This window comes from Agrobacterium sp. 10MFCol1.1 (genome assembly GCF_000381165.1).
GTDB lineage: Bacteria > Pseudomonadota > Alphaproteobacteria > Rhizobiales > Rhizobiaceae > Agrobacterium > Agrobacterium tumefaciens.
In genome coordinates this window covers 142,575-163,926 of sequence record NZ_KB906074.1, presented here as the reverse complement: position 1 = coordinate 163,926, position 21,352 = coordinate 142,575, and the positions used below count along the sequence as shown (strand labels likewise).

Genomic DNA, 21,352 nt, shown 5'->3' with positions numbered 1-21,352 from the left:
AAGTCGTCCCTTTATCCGGCGCTTCGCGCCACCTTCTCCCCGGCAGGGGAGAAGAAACGATCAGCGACGCTTCACATCAGGCGTGCGGCTTGTCTTCCCGCTCTTCGTCGCGGATCGCATCGTCATGATACCAGGAGCCGAAATCGACATGCGGCTGACGTGCCTCGCGCTCCAGATCGCTCAGCCCGATGTTACGGAACTTTGAGAGCCCCGCGCGTCCGCCGACCGGAAATTGAAAGATCGTTGCCGTTTCACGATGAAAGCCAGTTGCCATATCGAACATCTCACTTTGTTTGCATCGAAGCACTTTGGTTGTGAAGCAAACCCGTTAGCTCTGGTTTAGCTCCATCTGATTAAAAAAAAATCACGTTGCGAAAAATATAGGCATTAAATGGTCATTCAGCAAGAAAAACCATTCCGGAAGCGCCGGTTTTTGGGGCAAATGCCGATCCGTCGTTCGCAATCGAAAACATTGCACCGCAACAGGGCATTTTGAGCGATGCCACCCGCTATCTGTTAGGAATCACTGACGAAACATTAGGGTTCGATTTACCTGCCGCAGTGCAGCATGAGCGGTTAATGGCCATATGGGCCCCCTCGGCCCTGAGCATGCCTGAAAGATTTTTCGAAGAATTCGCAAAACATCGCCAATCTGGCACGCGGCATGCATCTATATGGCCAGCCCTTGAACGCGAATGTGCTTCCGGTGGCGAAAGCCACGGCAAGCCTCAAGGCTTCGCATTGTTACCTATGAGAGGTTCGTAATGACTAAGTTCAAACTCGAGTACATCTGGCTTGACGGTTATAAGCCGGTCCCCAACCTGCGCGGCAAGACACAGGTCAAGGAATTCGATGAATTCCCGACGCTCGAGCAGCTGCCGCTTTGGGGTTTTGATGGCTCGTCCACACAGCAGGCCGAAGGCCACTCTTCGGATTGCGTGCTGAAGCCCGTCGCGATCTATCCCGATCCGGCCCGCACCAACGGCGTACTGGTCATGTGCGAAGTCATGATGCCTGACGGCGTCACCCCGCATGCATCGAACAGCCGCGCGACCATCCTCGACGACGAGGACGCATGGTTCGGCTTCGAACAGGAATATTTCTTCTACCAGGACGGCCGCCCGCTCGGCTTCCCCGAGCAGGGTTATCCGGCTCCGCAGGGTCCGTATTACACCGGCGTCGGCTTCAAGAACGTCGGCTCGGTTGCCCGCGAAATCGTTGAAGAACATCTCGACCTCTGCCTCGAAGCCGGCATCAACCACGAAGGCATCAATGCCGAAGTGGCCAAGGGCCAGTGGGAATTCCAGGTATTCGGCAAGGGCTCCAAGCGCGCCGCCGACCAGATCTGGATCGCCCGTTACCTGCTGCTGCGTCTTTGCGAACAGTACGGCATCGACGTCGAATTCCATTGCAAGCCGCTCGGCGATACCGACTGGAACGGTTCGGGCATGCATTGCAACTTCTCCACCAAGTTCATGCGTGAAGTTGGCGGCAAGGAGTATTTCGAAGCCCTCATGGCAGCTTTCGCCAAGAACTGGCAGGAGCATATCGACGTTTACGGTCCGGACAACCACCTGCGCCTGACCGGCAAGCACGAAACCGCTCCGTGGAACAAGTTCTCCTACGGCGTTGCCGACCGTGGCGCCTCGATCCGCGTTCCGCACTCCTTCGTCAACAACGGTTACCGTGGTTACCTCGAAGACCGTCGTCCGAACTCGCAGGGCTGCCCTTACCAGATCGCTTCCGTCGTTCTGAAGACGATTGCAGAAGTGCCGCTCGCAAAGTCGGCTGCTGCCTGATAACCCAAGACATGGCGTCGCCCGCAACCGGGCGACGCCATTTTTATGTCCACCGAACGGCCGGACCGGACAGGCGACCTTTCGCCCTCTGCCCTGCGTGGAATACTCTTGCCTATGCGCAAACTCGAAGACGTTGCGTGGCTTTGACCAACCGCATCGGCTTTTCCGAAACCGCGACACGGTTTTCGGTCCGATGCTCTAAAGCAAGAAGGTGAGCGATGGGCATTCTCAAAAAATTCTCTCTCGAAAACCGCATCGCCATCATCACCGGCAGCGGCCGCGGCCTCGGTTTCGAAATCGCCAGGGCCTTTGCCGAGGCTGGCGCCCATGTGTGGCTGACCGGCCGTAACGCCGAGGCGCTGGAACAGGCAGCAGGCATACTTCGGCAAGCCGGCGGAAAAGCCGATTATGCCGCTTTCGACATTGCCGATACCGCCGCCGGAACTGCCCTCGTCCACCGCATCATGGACGAATTCGGCCATCTCGATATCCTCGTCAACAATGTCGGCGCACGCGACCGCCGCCCACTTTCCGAATTCAGCGACGAGGACGTGCTGGAGCTTATCCGCACCGACCTCACCTCCTCCGTCTCGCTGTCGCGAGATGCCGCGCAAGCCATGAATACCAACAGTTACGGCCGCATCATCACCATCACCTCCATTCTCGGCCACATCGTCAGGCCGGGCGATGCGATCTATCCCGTTGCCAAGCAGGGGCTGACAGGGCTGATGCGCGCAATCGCTGTCGAATATGGTGCGCGCGGCATCACCAGCAACGCCATTGCACCCGGCATGTTCGCCACGGAAACCAATGCGGCCCTTGCCGAAAACCCTGACATGGTCGCCTTTGCCAAACTGCGCGTGCCGCTGGAACGCTGGGGCAGGCCGGATGAAATCGCCGGTGCCGCCCTGTTTCTGGCCAGCGACGCGTCCTCCTTCGTCAACGGCCATGTGCTGACGGTGGATGGCGGCATGTCGGTGCGGCTGTGAGAATGGCAAAACACCTTTTGCGGAAAGGGGCTGGATCCTAGGCATGGCCGCACGGCAACGCATCATCCCCGTCAGGCGCGAATATAACCGCTGGGTCGCCAACCAGACGCTGGAAGATTATGCGCTGCGCTTCACCGCTAAAAGCGCCCGGCAATTTTCGTCCAACCGCATCTCCCACACCGCCATCGGCGCTATTTCCTTTCTGGCACTGGAAGCCATCGGCGGCGCGATCACGCTGTCATACGGCACCACCAACGCCTTTTACGCCATCATCGTCGCGGCCATTGCCATGCTTGCCGTCGGCCTGCCGATCAGCCGTTACGCCATCCGTCACGGCGTCGATATCGATCTCCTGACACGCGGCGCGAGCTTCGGTTACATCGGCTCCACCATCACCTCGCTGATCTACGCCGCCTTCACCTTCATGCTCTTCGCCATAGAGGCGTCGATCATGTCCGGCGCGCTGGAGCTGGCGCTCGGCATTCCCCTGTGGATCGGCTACATCATCTCTGCCGTCATGGTCATTCCGCTCGTCACCCACGGCGTGCGCCTCATCAGCCGTTTCCAGATCATTACCCAGCCCTTCTGGATCGTGCTGAACGTATTGCCCTTCATCTTCATCGCTTTGATGGACTGGGAAAAATACGACCTGTGGCGGGCGTTTTCCGGCATTCATCACGCCTCCGGTCCGCCGGGCACCGTGGCCCATTTCAATCTGGTGGAATTCGGCGCGGCGTCTGCCGTCATCCTCGCGCTGATGTCACAGATCGGCGAACAGGTGGATTTCCTGCGCTTCCTGCCCGCCGAGGGACAGAGCCGCCTGCGCCATCGCATCGCGGTCTTTCTGGCCGGTGCTGGCTGGGTCGTCGTGGGCGTGCCGAAGCTGCTGGCCGGTTCCTTCCTCGTGGTCTTGACCTTCAGTTCCGGCGTCTCGGTGGACCGCGCCGCCGATCCCGCCCAGATGTATCTCACCGCCTTCGGCTACATGATCCCCAACCATACGGCGGCCATGCTGCTGATGGTCGCCTTCGTGGTGGTCTCGCAGCTGAAGATCAACGTCATGAACGCCTATGCGGGCTCGCTCGCCTGGTCCAACTTCTTTTCCCGCCTCACCCACAGCCACCCCGGCCGCGTCGTCTGGCTGGTCTTCAACGTGGTGATCGCGCTGCTGTTGATGGAACTCGGCATCTATCGCCTGCTGGAAGAAACGCTCGGCATTTTTTCCATCGTCGCCATGGCCTGGCTCTGCACCATCTCGGCCGATCTGTTCATCAACAAGCCGCTCGGCCTTGCCCCACCGGGCATCGAGTTCAAGCGCGCCCATCTCTACGATATCAATCCCGTCGGCGTCGGCTCCATGGCGCTTTCGGCCACCATTGCGCTGATGGCGCATTTCGGCACCTTCGGCGCACTCGCTGCCTCGCTTGCGCCCTATCTCACCCTCATCGTCGCCTTCATAGCCTCGCCGCTGATCGCCTGGGGCACGAAGGGCAAATTCTATCTGGCCCGCAAGCCGCGCCAGAAATGGCGCGAGCTGAGCGCCATCACCTGCTCCATCTGCGAACACGCGTTCGAGCCGGAAGACATGGCATGGTGTCCAGCCTATGCGGCGCCGATCTGTTCGCTCTGCTGCTCGCTGGACAGCCGCTGCCATGACATGTGCAAGCCGAAGGCCAAGCTCAATTATCAGGTCGCGACGGTCGCAAAATCTTTCCTGCCCCACCAACTGGTTGCAAAACTCGCCACACGGCTCGGACGTTATGGCATGGCGGCGGCCATCGCCGTCACCGCCATTGGCGGCATATTGGCGCTCATCGCCCATCAGGTCGGCACCGCCTCGCCGGCAACGGCTGACGTGGTCAACCGCACCATCCTCATCGTATTTTTCGTCTTTGCCGTCATTGCCGGCATCGTCTGCTGGTTTCTGGTTCTTGCCCATGACAGCCGGGTGGTTGCGGAAGAGGAATCCTCACGCCAGAACACGCTGCTGTTGAAGGAAATCGCCGCACACAAGAAGACCGACGCCGCCCTTCAGGACGCCAAGGAAACGGCTGAGGCCGCCAACCGCGCCAAGAGCCGCTACGTGGTCGGCCTCAGCCACGAATTGCGCACGCCGCTCAACGCTGTTTTGGGCTACGCCCAGATCCTCGAACGCGATGAGACCATTCCCGCGCCGCGGCAATCGGCCATCAAGGTCATCCGCCGTTCCGCCGACCATCTCTCCGGCCTGATCGACGGGCTTCTGGATATTTCCAAGATCGAGGCTGGCCGCCTGCAGGTCTATTCCAACGAGATCAATATTCAGGATTTCCTCGACCAGATCGTCGATATGTTCCGCCCGCAGGCGCAGGCCAAGGGTCTGGAATTCCGGCATGAACGCGCCCATTCCCTGCCGCAATATGTCCGCACGGATGAAAAGCGTCTGCGCCAGATCCTCGTCAACCTGCTCTCCAACGCCATCAAGTTCACCGACGAGGGCAGCGTCACCTTCGATGTCGCCTATCGCAGCCAGGTGGCGAGCTTCACGGTGTCGGATACCGGGCGCGGCATTGCCGAAAAAGATCTTGCCCGCATCTACGAGCCTTTCCAGCGCGGCGAGGCCGAAAGCGTGCGCCCCATGCCGGGCCTTGGCCTCGGCCTCACCATCACGAGGCTTCTGACCAACACACTGGGCGGCGAGATTTCCGTCTCCAGCGAAAAGGACAACGGCTCCACCTTCCGCGTCCGTCTCATGCTGTCGGCTGTGCACCGGCCAAGTACCGCACCTGCGCCGGAAAAGACCATTCGCTCCTATTCGGGCCCACGCCGCACCATCGTGGTGGTTGATGATAACGAGGATCACCGCGAGCTGATGCGGCAGGTGCTTTCGCCGCTCGATTTCGTGGTGCTGACCGCCCAGAGCGGACCGGAATGCCTGACACTCATCGAAGGCGTGCAGCCCGACCTCTTCCTCATCGATATCTCCATGCCCGGAATGTCCGGCTGGCAGCTTGTGACAAAGTTGCGTGAAGCAGGGCAGACAGCTCCGCTCATCATGCTCTCGGCCAATATCGGTGACGGCACCGTAGCGGGTGCCGGAGAAGACAATCACAACGACGCCATCGCCAAGCCGGTCGACATCCGCCACCTGTGCGACAGGCTTGCGGTGCATCTCGGCCTGAAATGGATTTACGATACCGACCTTCCCCCGGCACCCATCCCCCAGCCGCCGGCGCAGATCGTTCATCCCGGCGCGATTCATATCAAGGATTTGCAGAGGCTCGGCGAAATAGGCTACATACGCGGCATAGAGGCAAAACTCGCAGATCTCGCCCGCAACACCAACAACCTGCCCTTCACGCAAGAGCTTGGCACCTATGTGCAGGCCTTCGATCTGGCCGGTTACGCCCATTTTCTAAAGCGGTTTGAAGAGAGCGACAGGGGAGACGGCAAGGCATGAGCGGGCAAGGCGCAGCACTGCCGAGAGACATTGTATTGCTGGTGGATGACAGCCCGGAAGCGCTGGGGTTCCTCACCGATGCGCTGGAACAGTCAGGCTTTTCGGCGCTGATCGCCACATCCGGTCAGGCCGCGCTCAACATTGCCGAACGCATCACGCCCGATATCATCCTGCTCGATGCGGTCATGCCGGCCATGGACGGTTTCGAAACCTGCCGCCGCCTGAAGGCCAACGCCGCCGTGGCCCAGGTGCCTGTCATCTTCATGACCGGGCTGACGGAAACCGAACATGTGGTGCGGGCGCTCGAATCCGGCGGTGTCGACTATCTGACCAAGCCGATCAACATCGATGAGCTGCGCGCCCGTATCCGTGTGCATCTCTCCAATGCCCGCTCGGCGCAGAGCGCCCGCGTGGCGCTTGATGCCGCCGGACGCCACCTGCTTGCCGTGCGCGCCAACGGCGCGATCCACTGGTCCACACCACAGGCAACCCGGCTGGTCAACGCCGCCACCGGCCGTGATGATGGGCTGGAGATCGTCGTTGCCCATATTTCCGGCTGGCTGGCCGACAGGACAACGGTGGATTCCGCCCGCGATGCACCGCTGACGATCACCGAGGCCGGGCGGCCCGCTTTGCAGCTCTCCTTCCTCGGCGCAATGGGACCGGACGAATATCTCTTCCGTCTGACAGCCGCCAACGAGAAATCCGACGACCACCTGCTGAAGGACCACTTTGCCCTGACAACGCGCGAATCGGAAGTTCTGCTGTGGATTGCCAAAGGCAAATCCAACCGCGATATCGGCGATATTCTCGGCCTTTCCGCCAGAACCGTAAACAAACATCTGGAACAGATTTACGTCAAACTCGGTGTCGAAAACCGCGCCTCCGCCGCCGTCAAGGCCGCGCATATTTTGCATCAGGGGTGACAGCTGCATCTGATGTGACACGGTTGGAAAAACATATATTTTCCGCTTAAGCATAGAGCATCGACTTATTCGCCGAGCGAGTGCAGCGTATTTCTTCTCCCCTCGAGGAAAAGAAACAAGCGGCAACGCCGCAATCCAAGTCCCCCCAAAAAACATCACCTTCCATCCAACCCAAACCCCGCGCAGGGAGGTTCCCATGGACCATTTCATTATTCTTTCCGGCTGCTCCGGCGGCGGCAAATCAACCCTGCTTGCCGAGCTTGCTCACCGCGGTTTCGCGACCGTCGAGGAACCGGGGCGGCGCATCGTGATTGAGGAAACGAGAAATAACGGCACCGCCCTCCCCTGGATCGACCTGGAAGCCTTTGCCCGCCGGGCGATCGCCATGGCGCTGGAGGACCGGCAAAAGGCGCCAGCGGAAGGCTTCGTCTTCTTCGACCGAGGCCTGATCGACGCCGCCTCAGCACTTCATCATATTAGCGGCGATGGATTCATCGAAACGCTGCGGCGCACGCACCGCTACAACCCGCTGGTCTTCCTCACCCCGCCCTGGCCGGAGATCTACCGAGGCGACAGCGAGCGCAAGCACGGTTTCGAGGTGGCAGTGGAGGAATATCAACGCCTGATGCACGACTATGCCCGTCTGGATTATGAGACGATTGTACTGCCGAAAGCCCCCGTCACGGAACGTGCCGATATTGTGCTGGAGAGGCTCGCGGCTGAAGCTGGCTGAAGGTGCGATCGGAGCCAAGTGTTTCGAGCCTTTCCCATACCGTCATACCGTCTTTGAGACGGAATCCGTCTGACGTGCGGCTCGGAAAGTGTTTTAGCCCAAGGACTTGGGCTGGCTGGGTGCTGACGCCGGAAATGCCCCGCACCAGAAAGCAGAAGGCCCGGTCTTGCGACCGGGCCTCCATATTGCAGTCCAGTAAGACTTACGTCCCCTGCTGGATGTAGGTGAACTTGCCGTCCGGGCCCTTCTTCCACTCGTACATGACGTAACCGGGAAGCTTCGGGTCGCCCTTCTCGTCGAAGGAGATATCGCCGAGTGCGGTCGGGAAGGTGCCCTTCTTCAGAGCTTCGGCAACCTTTTCCGGCTCAACGGAACCGGCAGCCTTGGCAGCACCGGCAATCGCCTGCAGGGCGGCGTAGGAGTAGAGCGTGTAGGCTTCCGGGTTGAAGCCGGCGGCCTTGAACTTCTCTACCAGTTCCTTGTTTTCAGGACGCAGCGTCGGATCGGGACCGAAGGTGTTCAGCGTGCCTTCGACGGCGTCGCCGGCGATGGAGGCAAGTTCGTTCGAAACGATACCGTCGCCCGAGATGAGCTTCGCCTTCAGACCCTGGTCAGCCGACTGGCGGATGATCAGACCGGCTTCGGTGTGCAGGCCACCCCAGTAGATAACGGAAACGCCGGCTTCCTTCATCTTGGAGATCAGTGCGGAGAAGTCCTTGTCGCCGACATTGACGCCTTCATACATGGCTTCCGTCAGGCCGGCCGCATTGGCTGCCTTCTTGGTTTCGTCGGCAAGGCCCTGACCATAGGGGGTCTTGTCGTGAATGATGGCGATCTTGGCGTCCTTGTAGTGGTCGGCCAGATATTTGCCGGCAATGCCACCCTGCTGGTCGTCACGACCGCAGGTACGGAAGGTGTTCCACAGGCCACGCTCGGTGAAAACGGGGTTGGTCGCAGCAGGCGTTACTTCGAGAATGCCGTTTTCGGCATAAACTTCGGAAGCCGGAATGGAGACGCCGGAGTTGAAGTGACCGACGACGAACTTCACGCCATCAGCAACGAATTTGTTGGCAACCGAGATACCCTGCTTCGGGTCGGAAACGTCATCGCCGAGAACGATCTTGATCTGCTCGCCGTTGATGCCGCCTGCAGCATTGATATCCTTCGCAGCCTGTTCAGCACCCTTCTGAAGCTGAGCGCCAAATGCGGCGTTCGGGCCTGTCAGCGGGCCGCCGACAGCGATCACGATATCGGCCCAGGCCGAACCGCTGAAGGCGACCATGGCGGTCAGCGCAACGGCGGAAAGAAGAGACTTCTTCATTACTATACTCCCAGTTCCTTTGGATGGGTTGACTACCAGGACCTGTTCAGTACCCACCTTAACCGAACAGGTAACGTTCCACTCACGCGAGTATCGTGCAGCCGGAGGAATCCGGCTGTCAATCTTTCTTTTTATATGAAAATGCCGACGTCCGATCGTAGAGCCAATAGTAGTTATTGACCATCTGGCTCGTCCTGCGCATGCGGAAACCGATGCTGGAAAAAGCCAGAAGAAGAACGACGTCAAACACGTAGTAGAAGCCGTTGATGAACGGCCCGTTGAAAAGCGCGAAATGCAGAAACCGCATCACGAGCCCCAAAGCCAGCGTATAAATCACCACACGCGGGAAATCGCCCCAGCCATCGGCGACAGATCTGCCCGTGCGCCACGCCGTCCAGAAACCAAGAAGAACAACCAGTGCGCGCAGAATATAACGCACGCCGCTATCGGTCTCGAATAAAAGGCCCTGCATCTTCTTTCCCCATCAGCGCCGGGATGCAAATGTCCGGCCCTGCCTTGTTGTCGTCCCGCCGTTTTTCCGGCGGGCATTTTATTGTTTGCCACCGGCCATTTCCCCTTCGAAAACGGCCGGCGGCGGTTCGTTATCTTGCGCCGCAAAATTTCCGGCGCAAGTAAAATCTTTCAGTGCCGGCCGCCTTCGAGATAGGCTGCGCGTACCTGCGGATCAGCCAGCAATTCCCTGCCCGAACCGCTCATCGTCACCTTGCCGTTGACCATCACATAGGCGCGGTCGGAAAGCTTCAGTGCCGCAAAGGCGTTCTGCTCAACCAGGAAGACGGTCAGGCCCTCTTCCTGGTTGAGCTTCTTGATGGCCTCGAAGATGCCCTTGACGATCAGCGGGGCAAGGCCCAGCGACGGTTCGTCGAGAAGCAGCAGTTTCGGCCGTGCCATCAGCGCGCGGCCGATGGAGAGCATCTGCTGCTCGCCGCCGGAAAGCGTACCGCCACGCTGGCTCTGACGTTCTTTCAGCCGCGGGAACATGACGAAAATCTTCTCGACGTCCTCTTTGAAATATTTGAGGTTGTCGAGATTGGCCCCCATCTGCAGGTTTTCCAGCACCGTCATGCGCGGGAAAATCCGGCGGCCCTCGGGTGACTGGGCAATACGCTTGCGGGCGATGAGGTGCGTCGGCAGGCGGGTAATGTCTTCGCCGTCGAACGTCACCTGGCCAGTGCGCGCCTGCGGGCTGCCGCAGATGGTCATCATCAGTGTCGATTTGCCGGCGCCGTTGGCGCCGATAAGGCTGACGATCTCGCCCTTGTTGACCTCGACATCGACACCGGCCAAGGCCCGGATGTTACCGTAGTAGGTTTCGACACCCTGTACTTTGAGAAGCGGTTCACCGGACATCAGGCCACTCCTCCGTCGAGTTCTTCCGCAATCACGTCTTCCACTTCATCATCCTCGACACCCAGATAGGCGGCGATGACCTTCGGGTCGTTCTTCACATGGTCCGGCGAACCGTCGGAAATCTTCTGGCCGTATTCGAGAACCACGACGTGATCGGAAATCTGCATCACCACCGACATGTCGTGCTCGATAAGAAGCAGCGACGTGCCTTCGTCGCGGATACCGCGCAGCAGCGCATTGAGCGCCAGCGATTCCTTCGGGTTGAGACCGGCCGCCGGTTCATCAAGGCACAGAAGTTCCGGCCCCGTGCACATTGCGCGGGCAATTTCCAGACGGCGCTGCGCGCCATAGGGCAGATCGCCGGCCGGGTCGTCGGCGCGGTCGGTCAGATCGGCCTTGTCCAGCCAGTATTTGGCCTTATCGATCGAACTGTTGACCGCCCTCTTGTAGGCGGGCAGGCCGAGAAGACCGAGAATGGTGTAGCCCGATGCCTTCATAAGCGCATTGTGCTGCGCCACCAGCAGGTTTTCCAGAACCGTCAGACCCGAAAACAGGCGGATGTTCTGGAAGGTACGCGCCACCTTCGCCTTCTTGGTGATCTCGAAATCCGGCAGGCGCTCCAGAAGATGCGCCTCGCCGTTTTGCTGACGCATGGTGATCATGCCCATCGTCGGCTTGTAGAAGCCGGTGATGCAGTTGAAAACCGTGGTCTTTCCAGCACCGTTCGGGCCGATCAGCGCCGTGATCTCGCCACGCTTCGCCTCGAAGGAGAAGTCATTGATGGCCATCAGGCCGCCAAACCGCATCGAGAGATGTTCGACCTTGAGGATCGTATCGCCAGTTAGATTGGGTGTCATGTTTGTCGTTCCGGAAGCCATCAACCGTGACCTTCCTTGGTAAAGCTGCCGGAGACGGCCTTGCGTTCCCTGAGGAAGGCCGTCGGTTCTCGTGAGCCGACAAAGCCGCGCGGCTTGAACAGCATGACGATGACCATGGCGAGACCGAACAGCAGCATGCGGTAGAGTTCCGGCGTGAAATCAGGCCCGAAGACATGCTTCAGGAATTCCATTTCGCGCAGCAGCTCCGTGCCGCCGACCATGACGAGGGCGGCAATGGCGATGCCCGTGAGCGAACCCATGCCGCCGAGAACGACAATGGCAAGGATGACGGCCGATTCCAGGAAGACGAAGCTTTCCGGCGATACGAAACCCTGACGGGCGGCGAAGAACGAGCCGGCGAAACCGCCAAACATCGCGCCTGTCGCAAAAGCGGTAAGCTTGGTGATGACGGTATCGATGCCGAGCGAACGGCAGGCGATTTCGTCTTCACGCAAAGCTTCCCACGCCCGGCCGATCGGCATGCGGCGCAGCTTGATGGTGACGTAAGCCGTCAGCATGCACAGAAGCAGGATCACGTAGAACAGGAAGATCTTGTAATAGGCCGACGACATCGTCAGGCCGAAGGCCTTGGCGAAATTGTTCGGCGCGCCGACATCGAAGGACCAGATGCCGAAGATAGACGCCTTGGCGATGCCGGAAATGCCGAAGGTGCCCTTGGTCACATCCGTCCAGTTCAACAGCACGAGACGAATGATTTCACCGAAGGCGAGCGTGACGATGGCAAGATAGTCGCCACGAAGTCTGAGCACCGGGAAGCCGAGAATGATGCCCCAGAAGCCCGCGAGAATGCCGGCCACCGGCAGAAGCACCCAGAAGGACAGGCCGAGATGGCTTGACAGCAGCGCGTAGGAATAGGCGCCCACCGCATAGAAGGCCACATAACCGAGATCGAGCAGGCCCGCGAGGCCAACGACGATGTTGAGGCCCCACGCCAGCATCACATAGATCAGGATCTGGATGCCGAAATTGTCGACGAATTTCAGCGAGCCCTGAAAACCGAACAGCTGCACGGCGACGACGGGATAAAGCAGCAGCAGGACAAGCGCGAGCTTCAGGAAGTGCTTGTGGAAAAAGCCTTTTTCCTCGGAGATTTCCAGAATGCCGCTTTTGGCCTTGGCAAGCTTGCGGCGATCCATCGACGGCCGGATGAAGCCGACCATCAGGAAACGGCCGATGGCGGCGACGCCGACGAAGATCGACAGAAGACCCCAGCGGGTGCCCCAGATAAGCTGGTTGTTGATATCCTGATAGGTGACGATACCGACGTAAAGAATGAACATGCCGAGCGAGACGATGCCCGCAAAGATGCCTTCCTTCACCGCCGTTGCCATCAGGCTCGGGCTGGAAGTGTCGTTTTCGGAAGCGATATTGGTCATGGGATCACACCTTCTCGACTTCCGGACGACCGAGAATACCGGTCGGCTTGAAGATCAGCACGAAAGCCAGGATGCCGAATGCCGCGACGTCCTTGTAGGCAATGGAGAAATAGGCGGACCAGAGAGATTCGATGAGGCCGATCAGGAGGCCGCCGAGAACGGCACCCGGAAGCGAACCGATACCGCCGAGAACCGCTGCGGTAAACGCCTTGACACCCGGAATGAAGCCATCGTTGAACGATGCGACACCGTAATACATCAGATACATCGTACCGGCGACCGCCGCGAGTGCGGCACCCATGATGAAGGTGATCGAGATCGTCTTGTCGACATCCACACCCAGAAGGGCCGCCATCTTGCGGTCCTGTTCCGTGGCGCGCTGCGCCCGGCCGAGCGGAGTCTTGTTGACGATGTACCAGAAGGCGAACAGCAGCACCGATGTCACCGCCATGATGATGAACTGCTTCAGCGAGACGGTGATGGAGCCGAAATGGTAACTGTCCGTCACCATTGACGGGATCGGCTTGTTACGCGGACCCTGTGTCACCTGGATGAAGTTGGACAGCGCGATCGACATGCCGATGGCGGTGATCAGCGGCGCAAGGCGGAACGAGCCTCTGAGCGGACGGTAGGCCACGCGCTCGATCACCCAGTTCCACAGGCCGGTCATCAGCATGGCGACGACCATCATCAAAATCAGAAGAAGCGCCACCGGAATACCGGCAAAAAACGATGTTGCCATCAGAAAAACGATCAGCGCGGCGAAACCGCCAAGCATGAAAATATCGCCATGGGCGAAGTTGATCATGCCGATGATGCCGTAGACCATCGTATAGCCAATTGCGATGAGGCCGTAGATCGATCCAAGAGTCAGCCCGTTGATGAGCTGCTGGATAAAATACTCCATGTCTTTCCCCTGGGCATGACCTCTAATGAGCCACGCCTCGTTTATGTTAATTATAGGGGGAACCTTTTCGATTAGCCCCCACCTGCAAAATGCATATCGTGTTCGCTAAAAATGTGAAGTCAAAAACGGGCGATCCTGCACAAAATTTGGAATTTCCACATTCGTTGCCGTTTTCCCGATCAGAATAGCCAGGATTTCGGCAGTAAGTGCTAAAAAATTGGCGTTCGAATGCTTATTTCAGTGTTGCCTGACGCATTGTTTGACGGGTGGCGGGCAAAAGAGTAGCGAAATAGAGGGGCAAAGGATCCCCGGCACGAAATGGCAACGGCAACAAGATGATCGACATATTGACGAAAGCGGCGCTGGACGCCGGGCAGGCAATCATGGCGGTCCATCGCGCCGGGCCACACGTATCGTACAAGGACGATTGCTCACCCGTGACCGAGGCAGACCAGCGGGCGGAGGTGATCATTCTGCAGGCACTGGCTGCGCATTTTCCCGAAATCCCGGTCATTGCCGAAGAAGCGGTCTCGAACGGCATTCTGCCGGAGACAGGCACGGAATTTTTTCTGGTCGATCCGCTGGATGGGACCAAGGAATTCATTTCCGGCAAGGATGATTTCACCGTCAATATCGCCCTGATCAGAAACGGCGTGCCGGTTGCAGGCGTGGTTTACGCCCCCTGCCGCGGCCAGGCCTGGACCGGCAAGGACAACAGCGCCGAAAAGCTCGCAATATCAGGCGAAGGCGCGATCCTCGCGCGCCACCCCATCCGCGCACGCCAGCGCGGCGCCTCCCCCGTGGCGCTGATCAGCCGCTCGCACTGTACCGCGAAAACGGAAGCCTTCGTGGCCGAACACGGCCTGAAAGACTGCATTTCCGTCGGTTCCTCACTGAAATTCTGCATGCTGGCGGAAGGTGCTGCCGATATCTATCCCCGCTTCAGCCGCACCATGATGTGGGATACGGCGGCAGGCGACGCCGTACTGCGCGCCGCCGGCGGCAGAACGCTGGATTGCGAGGGGCGGCTGCTTGCCTATGAGGTGAGAGGCGATGGTGAAGATGCACTCGCCAACCCGGATTTCATTGCCGAGGGCGCAATGGCAGCGACGGTGGAAATTGCGACATAAGCCTGCGAGGAGACCGCTAGACCTCCTTCGGTGATCAGGCGTTTTTAGGCGTTCGCTTCGGTGTCTGCGGCTTACCCCCCTCTGCCCTGCCGGGCATCTCCCCCACAGGTGGGGAGATCGAATCGTGGCAAGGTCTCGCAGATCTCAATGTTTGAGAATGAAGCGACGGTAAAGCCGCTTGCCGATCTCCACCCTTGTGGGGGAGATGCCCGGCAGGGCAGAGGGGGGTAAGCCGCATACGCCGAGCCCCAAAATCAGTTCCTCCATATCGATCATACCGGCGTTGAACCGGTATCTCGGAAAATAATTTCATCCCCGCTCATCCCCGCCCCGCCCCGCCGCATCACAATCGCCGGCGAACAGCCACGGAGCGCGGAAGAGACATCATGACTGAACAGACGGCGAGACTTAGACTTCCTTATATCCTGCCCTCGCAGGCACAGAAACACGTCACCCACAATGAGGCGCTGCAGCGGCTGGACGCGATCGTCCAGCTGGTCGTCAAGGACGTGGTCGCCGCCCCGCCCGACAATGCGCCGGAGGGAGACTGCTTCCTGCTCTCGCTTGACGCCGCTGGCGACTGGGCGGGCAAGGGCGGGAAGCTTGCCTTCCGGCAGGACGGTGCATGGCTGCTGATAGCGCCGCAACCCGGCTGGACGGCATGGTTTGCCAGCGAGGGTAAACATCGCGTCCTACGGGACAGCGCATGGCGGGACGTGCCGCTGCCTGCCGCGGCGACCCTCGAAAGGCTTGGCATTGGCACACAGGCCGATACCACCAACCTTCTGGCGCTTGCCGCCCCCGCCAGCCTCTTCACCCACACAGAAGAGAACGGCGACCACCGCATGGCGATCAACAAGGCGGCAAAGGCCGATACCGCCTCGCTGCTGTTCCAGTCCGGCTGGAGCGGCCGGGCGGAAATGGGCCTTGCAGGCAATGACGGTTTTTCGATCAAGACCAGCGCCGACGGCATTTCCTGGCAAACGGCCCTTTTATGCAGCGGCGACGGCAGGGTCACGATGCCGAACCGGCCCGTGGTTCTGGCCAGCCTGCCTTCGGGCACGACGAGGCCGGCCAACGGCTCGGCTTCGGGGTTTTCAATGCTCTTCATCGATGAGGGTGGTTTCGTTCTCGGCGACGCGGTCGGCACAGACGGCGGAAGGGAACTCGTCGTTCCCGTGAAAGGTCTCTATCTGGCCACCCTGTCGCTTGCCGTGGTGTCCTCATCCGGGCACCGGGTTTTGCTTGCCGTCAACGGCGCGGCTGGCGGCCTCACTGTAGCGGGCAACGCCTCCAATGCCGGCACCTCGCAGTCGACGACCCTTATCCTGCCCCTCAATGCCGGCGATCGCCTGCGGCTGTTGCATGAGGGAACCGCGGAATTCGCCCACGGCAGCGGGAAAACGTGCCTTTCGCTTGCGGCGCTGTGAGGAAAACAACCGATGGACGATAAAAAACACGATTTTTGGAAAAATTTTTTCCCGACAAAATAAGGCGACTCGAACAGATCGGGCGAAACCGTTCAAATTCTTAATAAATTGTCACGAACTGCTTAGGCAATTTTTAAAGGTACGGGGCTAAAGTTCCCGTCATATGGTCTTGAGTTTGTATAGAGTGTCCAATGACCGAAATGATACGCCCACGAGTTAAATATGTCATCGGCCCCGATGGCAGCCCTCTGACGATTGCGGATCTTCCGCCGTCAAATACCCGTCGATGGGTTATTCGCAGAAAGGCAGAGGTCGTCGCCGCCGTGCGCGGAGGACTGCTGAGCCTTGAGGAAGCCTGCGAGCGTTACACGCTCACCGTCGAAGAATTCCTGTCTTGGCAGTCGTCGATTGCCGATCATGGCCTTGCCGGCCTGCGCACCACGCGCATTCAGCAATATCGCCACTAAACCAGTGCGCCGGCGCGGCAACGCGCCCAAACCGAACTTCCAAAACGCCCCGTCGCATCGACGGGGCTTTCGGTTTGATTTTGGATTTCCCCTGAAAATTGCCAGACACAGCCGGTGACTCTCACCGGTTTGTGTCCACTGCGTTCGCTATCCCGCTGTTTCAATTCAGGCGCAGGCCGTTACAGTGGAAAAAACGAAAAGCAATGCGAAGGCAGAGATCATGGATATCAAGACAAGCGAAACCGGATCGCGCGGCGAATATTCGGCAACCATCGACGGCCACAAGGCCGAGATGACCTATTCGCGCACCTCCCCTTCCCTCATCATCATCGACCATACCGGCGTGCCCGATGCACTGCGGGGCAAGGGTGTCGGCCAGGCGCTCGCGGCCCACGCGATCGATGAAGCTCGCAAGGGCGGCTGGAAAATCATTCCGCTCTGCCCTTTCTTCAAGGCTCAGACGCTACGCCACCCTGACTGGGCAGATGTTATCAAGGGGTAACTAGCCAGACGGGCTGAGGCTTGGGACAAACCTCAAGTTTGTTTTTTAGCGAAAGCGGAGCCCACACGCTCCGTCACCCCGGCCAGGAGCCGGGGTCCAGCCAGCTCAAATCCTTGAGCTTAAGGGAATCTTCCGCCGCGCAGACGCGCGTCGGCTGGATGCCGGATCAGGCCCGGCATGTCGACGGATAATTTTCAGGCTGCCAGCAATCACGCCACCTTCAGCGGCGGTGTTCCTGCATGTATGCTCCTTCGAACTTCGGCCCGAAATTCCGGCGTATCCTCGGCGCCATGCACTGCCACGGCATGTTGAACCGCCGCTTCCATGAGCTCCTCCGGCGTATCGGCTGAGATAGCGATCGAGCATTTGCTGTCGCTCGGGAATTCGCGGCAATCGATATATTGGCGGGCCATTTGTTTCCTCCCCGCTTCTGGCCCACCCGCGTCCGCGCAGGGCGCGCGTGGGACAAGCCTCCGGCTCTTGGTCGGAACTTCACCAAATTACGCCTTTCCCTGGCCCCGGACAATCGAAAACGCAGGGATTCCCTCCATCCCTGCCCCGCAAGAAACCAGCCGGGCAAGGCGCTGCGGTGCACCAAAGCAAAAGGCCGCCAACGAGAGGCGGCCTTCCAGAAAAAAGCATGGGCATCCGGTCATTGAAAGCCGCCTCCTGATCCACCGGCAGCCGTCAATGAGGACGATCCTTATATGATCTTGCGCCAATACCTAGGCGCGGGCGCGGATCGCTCCGTCGCGGTTTTCCAGTGCCGCCGCCTTTTCATATTCGGCCTGCACCTCTTCCAGAGAAGCCTCTGCGGCTTCCTGCTGGGTCTTCAGCTCCCGGATCGAGACCTGAAGATTGTCCGCACGCTGACGCGCGGCCTTGGCGAAGGTCGGATATGCGAAGTGGGTCGGATCGGTAATGCCGGACTTGCTCTCTTCCAGCGATATCTGATGCACCAGTTCCTTTGCCATCCGCTCAAACTCGGACATCATCTGCTGCAACTGGCTAAGTTGCCGGCGTTTTTCGTTAACCTGAAATTCTTTCAGGCGAACCAGGCTGTCACGCGACTTCATACGCAATACTCCATGGATAGCGAGACCCGGATCAAAAAGGCACTATGCCCCCTCGATCGGCCCGTTTAACCCGCCCGCTCAACCGGCCCGGTTAACCCGTTGTGCCGGAATGATTCCCAAAAGTTACCCGGCGTTAATAAAAAAACGCCGCCGTTAACCTTTCGTTTACGGGCATCGTTAATGATAAACACGATCATTTAAGGGTCGGTAAATGCCAGGTCCAAAAAAACGGGCCCGACGATGTAAGAGTCGATTGAATCACTTAGCGAGATATCCTCACGTTAAGCTTCAATTTTGGCGATGGTGGATTCACGTGCAAAAACAGCGAAATGCCAACTTTGCTTAATAAATTCGATACACCTTGCCAAAGGCAATTAGAATTTGTTAACCATTTGGTGGCAGCCTGCAAATCAGGCAACGTCTGGATCCGCATCGCGCGAGGCAATGATTTACCAATCTGCGGGCGGCAAAGGGGATAATTATGCGGGTTCTACTTATTGAAGACGACAGCGCAACCGCGCAGAGCATCGAACTGATGCTCAAGTCGGAAAGTTTTAACGTCTACACGACCGACCTCGGCGAGGAAGGCGTGGACCTCGGTAAACTCTACGATTACGACATTATTCTTCTCGATCTCAACCTGCCCGACATGTCGGGTTACGAGGTCTTGAGAACCTTGCGCCTTTCCAAGGTCAAGACACCCATCCTCATCCTCTCCGGCATGGCCGGTATCGAGGACAAGGTTCGTGGTCTCGGCTTCGGCGCAGACGACTACATGACGAAGCCGTTCCACAAGGACGAGCTTGTTGCCCGTATTCACGCAATCGTCCGCCGTTCCAAGGGCCATGCGCAATCGGTCATCTCCACCGGCGAGCTGATCGTCAATCTCGATGCCAAGACGGTTGAAGTGGGCGGCCAGCGCGTTCACCTGACCGGCAAGGAATATCAGATGCTTGAGCTGCTTTCGCTGCGCAAGGGCACGACGCTGACCAAGGAAATGTTCCTGAACCACCTTTATGGCGGCATGGACGAACCGGAACTGAAGATCATCGACGTCTTCATCTGCAAGCTGCGCAAGAAGCTCGCAAATGCCGCAGGCGGCGCAAACTACATCGAAACCGTCTGGGGCCGCGGTTATGTCCTGCGCGAGCCTGATGGAGCCACGGAATTTCTCGAAACCGCCTGATCCCCTTCAGGATATGGCAGTTTTCAAAAGACCCGCTGGCGACAGCGGGTTTTTTGTTGCGATTTCATGATTGGATAGTGCCATGGACCATTCTATCCCCACCCTCAGAACGGAACGCCTGATTTTGCGCCCGCAGATCATGGCGGATTTCCCCGCCTATAGAGACTTTATGGCGTCAACCCGCTCCATCGGCGTCGGCGGACCATATGACCTGCCGTCAACCTGGGGCGTTTTTTGTCACGATCTCGCCAACTGGCATTTTTTCGGCCACGGGGCGCTGATGATCGAACTTGGCGAAACTGGGCAATGTATCGGCCAGGTCGGCATCAATCACGGCCCGCTATTCCCCGAAAAGGAACTGGGCTGGCTGCTTTATGGCGGCCAGGAAGGCCACGGTTATGCTGCGGAAGCGGCCTCTGCACTGCGCGACTGGGCATTCGAGACCCTGAAATTGCAGACGCTGGTCAGCTATGTCTCGCCGCGCAACAGCAAATCCGCAGCAGTTGCACAGCGCCTCGGCGGTGTTATCGACCCATTGGCACCACGGTCTGATCCCGAAGACCTTGCCTATCGGTATCATCCGCAAAAAGTGACCTGAAGGATCGGGACGTCGCGCAACGGTTCATCGAGACGTTCCGAACACCTGTCTTAATGCATTTCCACGTTCAGGAAGCCGACAATCGCCTCCGCGATCTGCCGGTGGATTGCCAGGCGGTCCCTGCCACCGCCGTCACGGCAGACGAAACCTTCCCCCGGTGAAAGCTCCTCGACGATTTTTTCGCCGTTTGGCTTGCATGTCTGCATGAAGCTGAAATGGCTGGCATCCGGTATTTCGCGGTAAACCGTGGTCGCCTTTGGCAGATTGCGGGCGATATATTCCGAATCAGCCTTGATGGCGGCAATCTCGGGCGTTTCCACACCGGCGGCCAGAACCAGAACCGGTACATCGACACGTTTCAGCGTTTCCGGCAGGAAACCGGCAGCCGGGCCAGCGTCGAGCGCAATCACCGCGCGGATGCGAGCATCGCGCAAATCCATCGAAAGGCATGGATCGGCCTTGCCACCGTTAACGATTCCGACCTTGGCCAGCAACCGTGGTGCCTTGCATTGCGGCAGAACCTTCTCCGCATTGCAGTCTTTTAGAGCGAGATCGGCGCTGTAGCGGGCGCCAGTCAGCTCCATAGCGGTCCAGCCTCCGAGAGAATGGCCGATGACCGCGATGCGTGCCCTGTCGATTTTTCCAGCGAGTTGATCGTTATCGAGCAACGCCGTCAACGTTCGGCTGATGTCGCGCGGGCGTTCCCATAACGGCACGATCTCCATCGCAGTCTCTTCAGTGAATGATTCGCCCGCGTGATCCGGCGCGACCACGATATAACCCTGCTGAACAAGCTCACCGGCGATCCAGTTCAGATTGCGCCAGCTTCCGCCAAATCCGTGTGACAGCAACACCAGAGGACGGGAACCGGCCAGAAACGACGCATCAGCTTGAACCTCGAGACCATAAAAGGCAGCGTTTTCGCCCACTGTCTCAGTTTTTCCCGATGGTGCGGACGGATACCACAATGACAGGTTCAGCGTTCGCGTGCCCGAATCATCGGGCAATTCCAGCTGTCTGAAACCAATGGCGTTCTCCGCCATCACGGGCGCAGCGGTGAAGAGGATGGCGATGGCAACCACAAGAAAATAGCGCATGTGAAGCTCCAAAAATTGATCTTGGATCAACCCTTGGTTCAAACCGGCACCGTCCGAGACCTCGAACAGGTTTCAGGACGCCCTGAAACGCGATTGAGACGGCACG

At 58.9% G+C, this 21,352-nt stretch carries 21 protein-coding genes; 11 read left to right on the top strand and 10 right to left on the bottom strand.

The genetic code is table 11. From position 1 onward, the window contains the following. Positions 1 to 76: 76 nt before the first annotated feature. Complete coding sequence (locus tag F617_RS0109100; RefSeq protein ID WP_019565109.1) at positions 77 to 283, bottom strand: DUF2735 domain-containing protein; 207 nt, start codon at positions 281 to 283, stop codon at positions 77 to 79. A 481-nt stretch (positions 284 to 764) separates the two neighbouring features. On the opposite strand from F617_RS0109100, the gene F617_RS0109095 reads away from it, so the two are divergent. From F617_RS0109095 to F617_RS0109075, 5 genes are all read left to right on the top strand, one after another. Beyond that, entirely contained in the window at positions 765 to 1,799 is a 1,035-nt protein-coding gene (locus F617_RS0109095) for a glutamine synthetase beta-grasp domain-containing protein (RefSeq protein WP_003510168.1), read from the top strand. A gap of 218 nt (positions 1,800 to 2,017) precedes the next feature. Then, positions 2,018 to 2,788 (top strand): SDR family oxidoreductase, encoded by a 771-nt coding sequence (locus F617_RS0109090; protein ID WP_003513928.1) that lies wholly within the window; start codon positions 2,018 to 2,020, stop codon positions 2,786 to 2,788. A gap of 43 nt (positions 2,789 to 2,831) precedes the next feature. Next, positions 2,832 to 6,227 (top strand): ATP-binding protein, encoded by a 3,396-nt coding sequence (locus F617_RS0109085; RefSeq protein WP_019565108.1) that lies wholly within the window; start codon positions 2,832 to 2,834, stop codon positions 6,225 to 6,227. Further along, positions 6,224 to 7,153 (top strand): response regulator, encoded by a 930-nt coding sequence (locus tag F617_RS0109080; protein WP_013636721.1) that lies wholly within the window; start codon positions 6,224 to 6,226, stop codon positions 7,151 to 7,153. The genes F617_RS0109085 and F617_RS0109080 overlap by 4 nt, the downstream gene beginning before the upstream one ends. A 196-nt stretch (positions 7,154 to 7,349) precedes the next feature. Further along, complete coding sequence (locus F617_RS0109075; RefSeq protein WP_019565107.1) at positions 7,350 to 7,886, top strand: AAA family ATPase; 537 nt, start codon at positions 7,350 to 7,352, stop codon at positions 7,884 to 7,886. Positions 7,887 to 8,088: 202 nt separating this feature from the next. On the opposite strand, the gene F617_RS0109070 is transcribed toward F617_RS0109075, so the two are convergent. The 6 genes from F617_RS0109070 to F617_RS0109045 all read right to left on the bottom strand — a co-directional run bounded on the left by F617_RS0109070 (position 8,089) and on the right by F617_RS0109045 (position 13,760). Beyond that, a complete protein-coding gene (locus F617_RS0109070) occupies positions 8,089 to 9,207 on the bottom strand; it encodes a branched-chain amino acid ABC transporter substrate-binding protein (protein WP_003513936.1) in 1,119 nt (372 codons plus the stop codon). Positions 9,208 to 9,325: 118 nt separating this feature from the next. Further along, the gene (locus tag F617_RS0109065) at positions 9,326 to 9,679 is read right to left on the bottom strand and encodes a DUF6867 family protein (protein ID WP_003513938.1); all 354 of its coding nucleotides are present in this window, start codon (positions 9,677 to 9,679) and stop codon (positions 9,326 to 9,328) included. A 170-nt stretch (positions 9,680 to 9,849) separates the two neighbouring features. Further along, entirely contained in the window at positions 9,850 to 10,578 is a 729-nt protein-coding gene (locus F617_RS0109060; RefSeq protein ID WP_003513939.1) for an ABC transporter ATP-binding protein, read from the bottom strand. Further along, positions 10,578 to 11,456, bottom strand: a complete 879-nt coding sequence (locus tag F617_RS0109055) for an ABC transporter ATP-binding protein (RefSeq protein ID WP_019565106.1) — start codon at positions 11,454 to 11,456, stop codon at positions 10,578 to 10,580. The genes F617_RS0109060 and F617_RS0109055 overlap by 1 nt, the downstream gene beginning before the upstream one ends. Further along, on the bottom strand, positions 11,456 to 12,808 hold the full coding sequence (livM, locus tag F617_RS0109050; protein ID WP_370647612.1) for a high-affinity branched-chain amino acid ABC transporter permease LivM: 1,353 nt from the start codon (positions 12,806 to 12,808) through the stop codon (positions 11,456 to 11,458). Before livM ends, F617_RS0109055 begins: the two co-directional genes overlap by 1 nt. Before the next feature lie 49 nt (positions 12,809 to 12,857). Next, complete coding sequence (locus F617_RS0109045; RefSeq protein WP_019565105.1) at positions 12,858 to 13,760, bottom strand: branched-chain amino acid ABC transporter permease; 903 nt, start codon at positions 13,758 to 13,760, stop codon at positions 12,858 to 12,860. A 335-nt stretch (positions 13,761 to 14,095) separates the two neighbouring features. Between F617_RS0109045 and cysQ the strand changes: the two genes are divergently transcribed. The 4 genes from cysQ (at position 14,096) to F617_RS0109020 (ending at position 17,289) form a co-directional block, all read left to right on the top strand. Continuing rightward, complete coding sequence (cysQ, locus tag F617_RS0109040; RefSeq protein WP_003513960.1) at positions 14,096 to 14,890, top strand: 3'(2'),5'-bisphosphate nucleotidase CysQ; 795 nt, start codon at positions 14,096 to 14,098, stop codon at positions 14,888 to 14,890. Positions 14,891 to 15,276: 386 nt separating this feature from the next. Then, on the top strand, positions 15,277 to 16,320 hold the full coding sequence (locus tag F617_RS0109030) for a DUF2793 domain-containing protein (protein ID WP_019565103.1): 1,044 nt from the start codon (positions 15,277 to 15,279) through the stop codon (positions 16,318 to 16,320). Positions 16,321 to 16,511: 191 nt separating this feature from the next. Then, positions 16,512 to 16,787, top strand: coding sequence for a DUF1153 domain-containing protein (locus F617_RS0109025; protein ID WP_003513963.1), 276 nt, complete (start codon positions 16,512 to 16,514; stop codon positions 16,785 to 16,787). Between the two features lie 220 nt (positions 16,788 to 17,007). Beyond that, on the top strand, positions 17,008 to 17,289 hold the full coding sequence (locus F617_RS0109020) for a GNAT family N-acetyltransferase (protein ID WP_026330753.1): 282 nt from the start codon (positions 17,008 to 17,010) through the stop codon (positions 17,287 to 17,289). Between the two features lie 209 nt (positions 17,290 to 17,498). Here F617_RS0109020 and F617_RS0109015 read toward each other — a convergent pair whose 3' ends face one another. Further along, complete coding sequence (locus tag F617_RS0109015; protein ID WP_003513967.1) at positions 17,499 to 17,702, bottom strand: DUF1059 domain-containing protein; 204 nt, start codon at positions 17,700 to 17,702, stop codon at positions 17,499 to 17,501. A 312-nt stretch (positions 17,703 to 18,014) separates the two neighbouring features. Next, a complete protein-coding gene (locus F617_RS0109010; protein WP_013636730.1) occupies positions 18,015 to 18,365 on the bottom strand; it encodes a flagellar export protein FliJ in 351 nt (116 codons plus the stop codon). Positions 18,366 to 18,846: 481 nt separating this feature from the next. On the opposite strand from F617_RS0109010, the gene ctrA reads away from it, so the two are divergent. Together ctrA and F617_RS0109000 are read left to right on the top strand one after the other, a co-directional pair. Beyond that, positions 18,847 to 19,551 carry a response regulator transcription factor CtrA gene (gene ctrA, locus F617_RS0109005; RefSeq protein ID WP_003491823.1) on the top strand — a complete coding sequence of 235 codons (705 nt, stop codon included), beginning with the start codon at positions 18,847 to 18,849 and terminating at the stop codon, positions 19,549 to 19,551. 82 nt (positions 19,552 to 19,633) lie between these two features. Continuing rightward, a complete protein-coding gene (locus tag F617_RS0109000) occupies positions 19,634 to 20,149 on the top strand; it encodes a GNAT family N-acetyltransferase (protein WP_019565101.1) in 516 nt (171 codons plus the stop codon). A gap of 50 nt (positions 20,150 to 20,199) precedes the next feature. Here the strand turns inward: F617_RS0109000 and F617_RS0108995 are convergent, their stop codons facing one another. After that, positions 20,200 to 21,246, bottom strand: a complete 1,047-nt coding sequence (locus F617_RS0108995; protein ID WP_019565100.1) for an alpha/beta fold hydrolase — start codon at positions 21,244 to 21,246, stop codon at positions 20,200 to 20,202. Positions 21,247 to 21,352 lie beyond the last annotated feature (106 nt).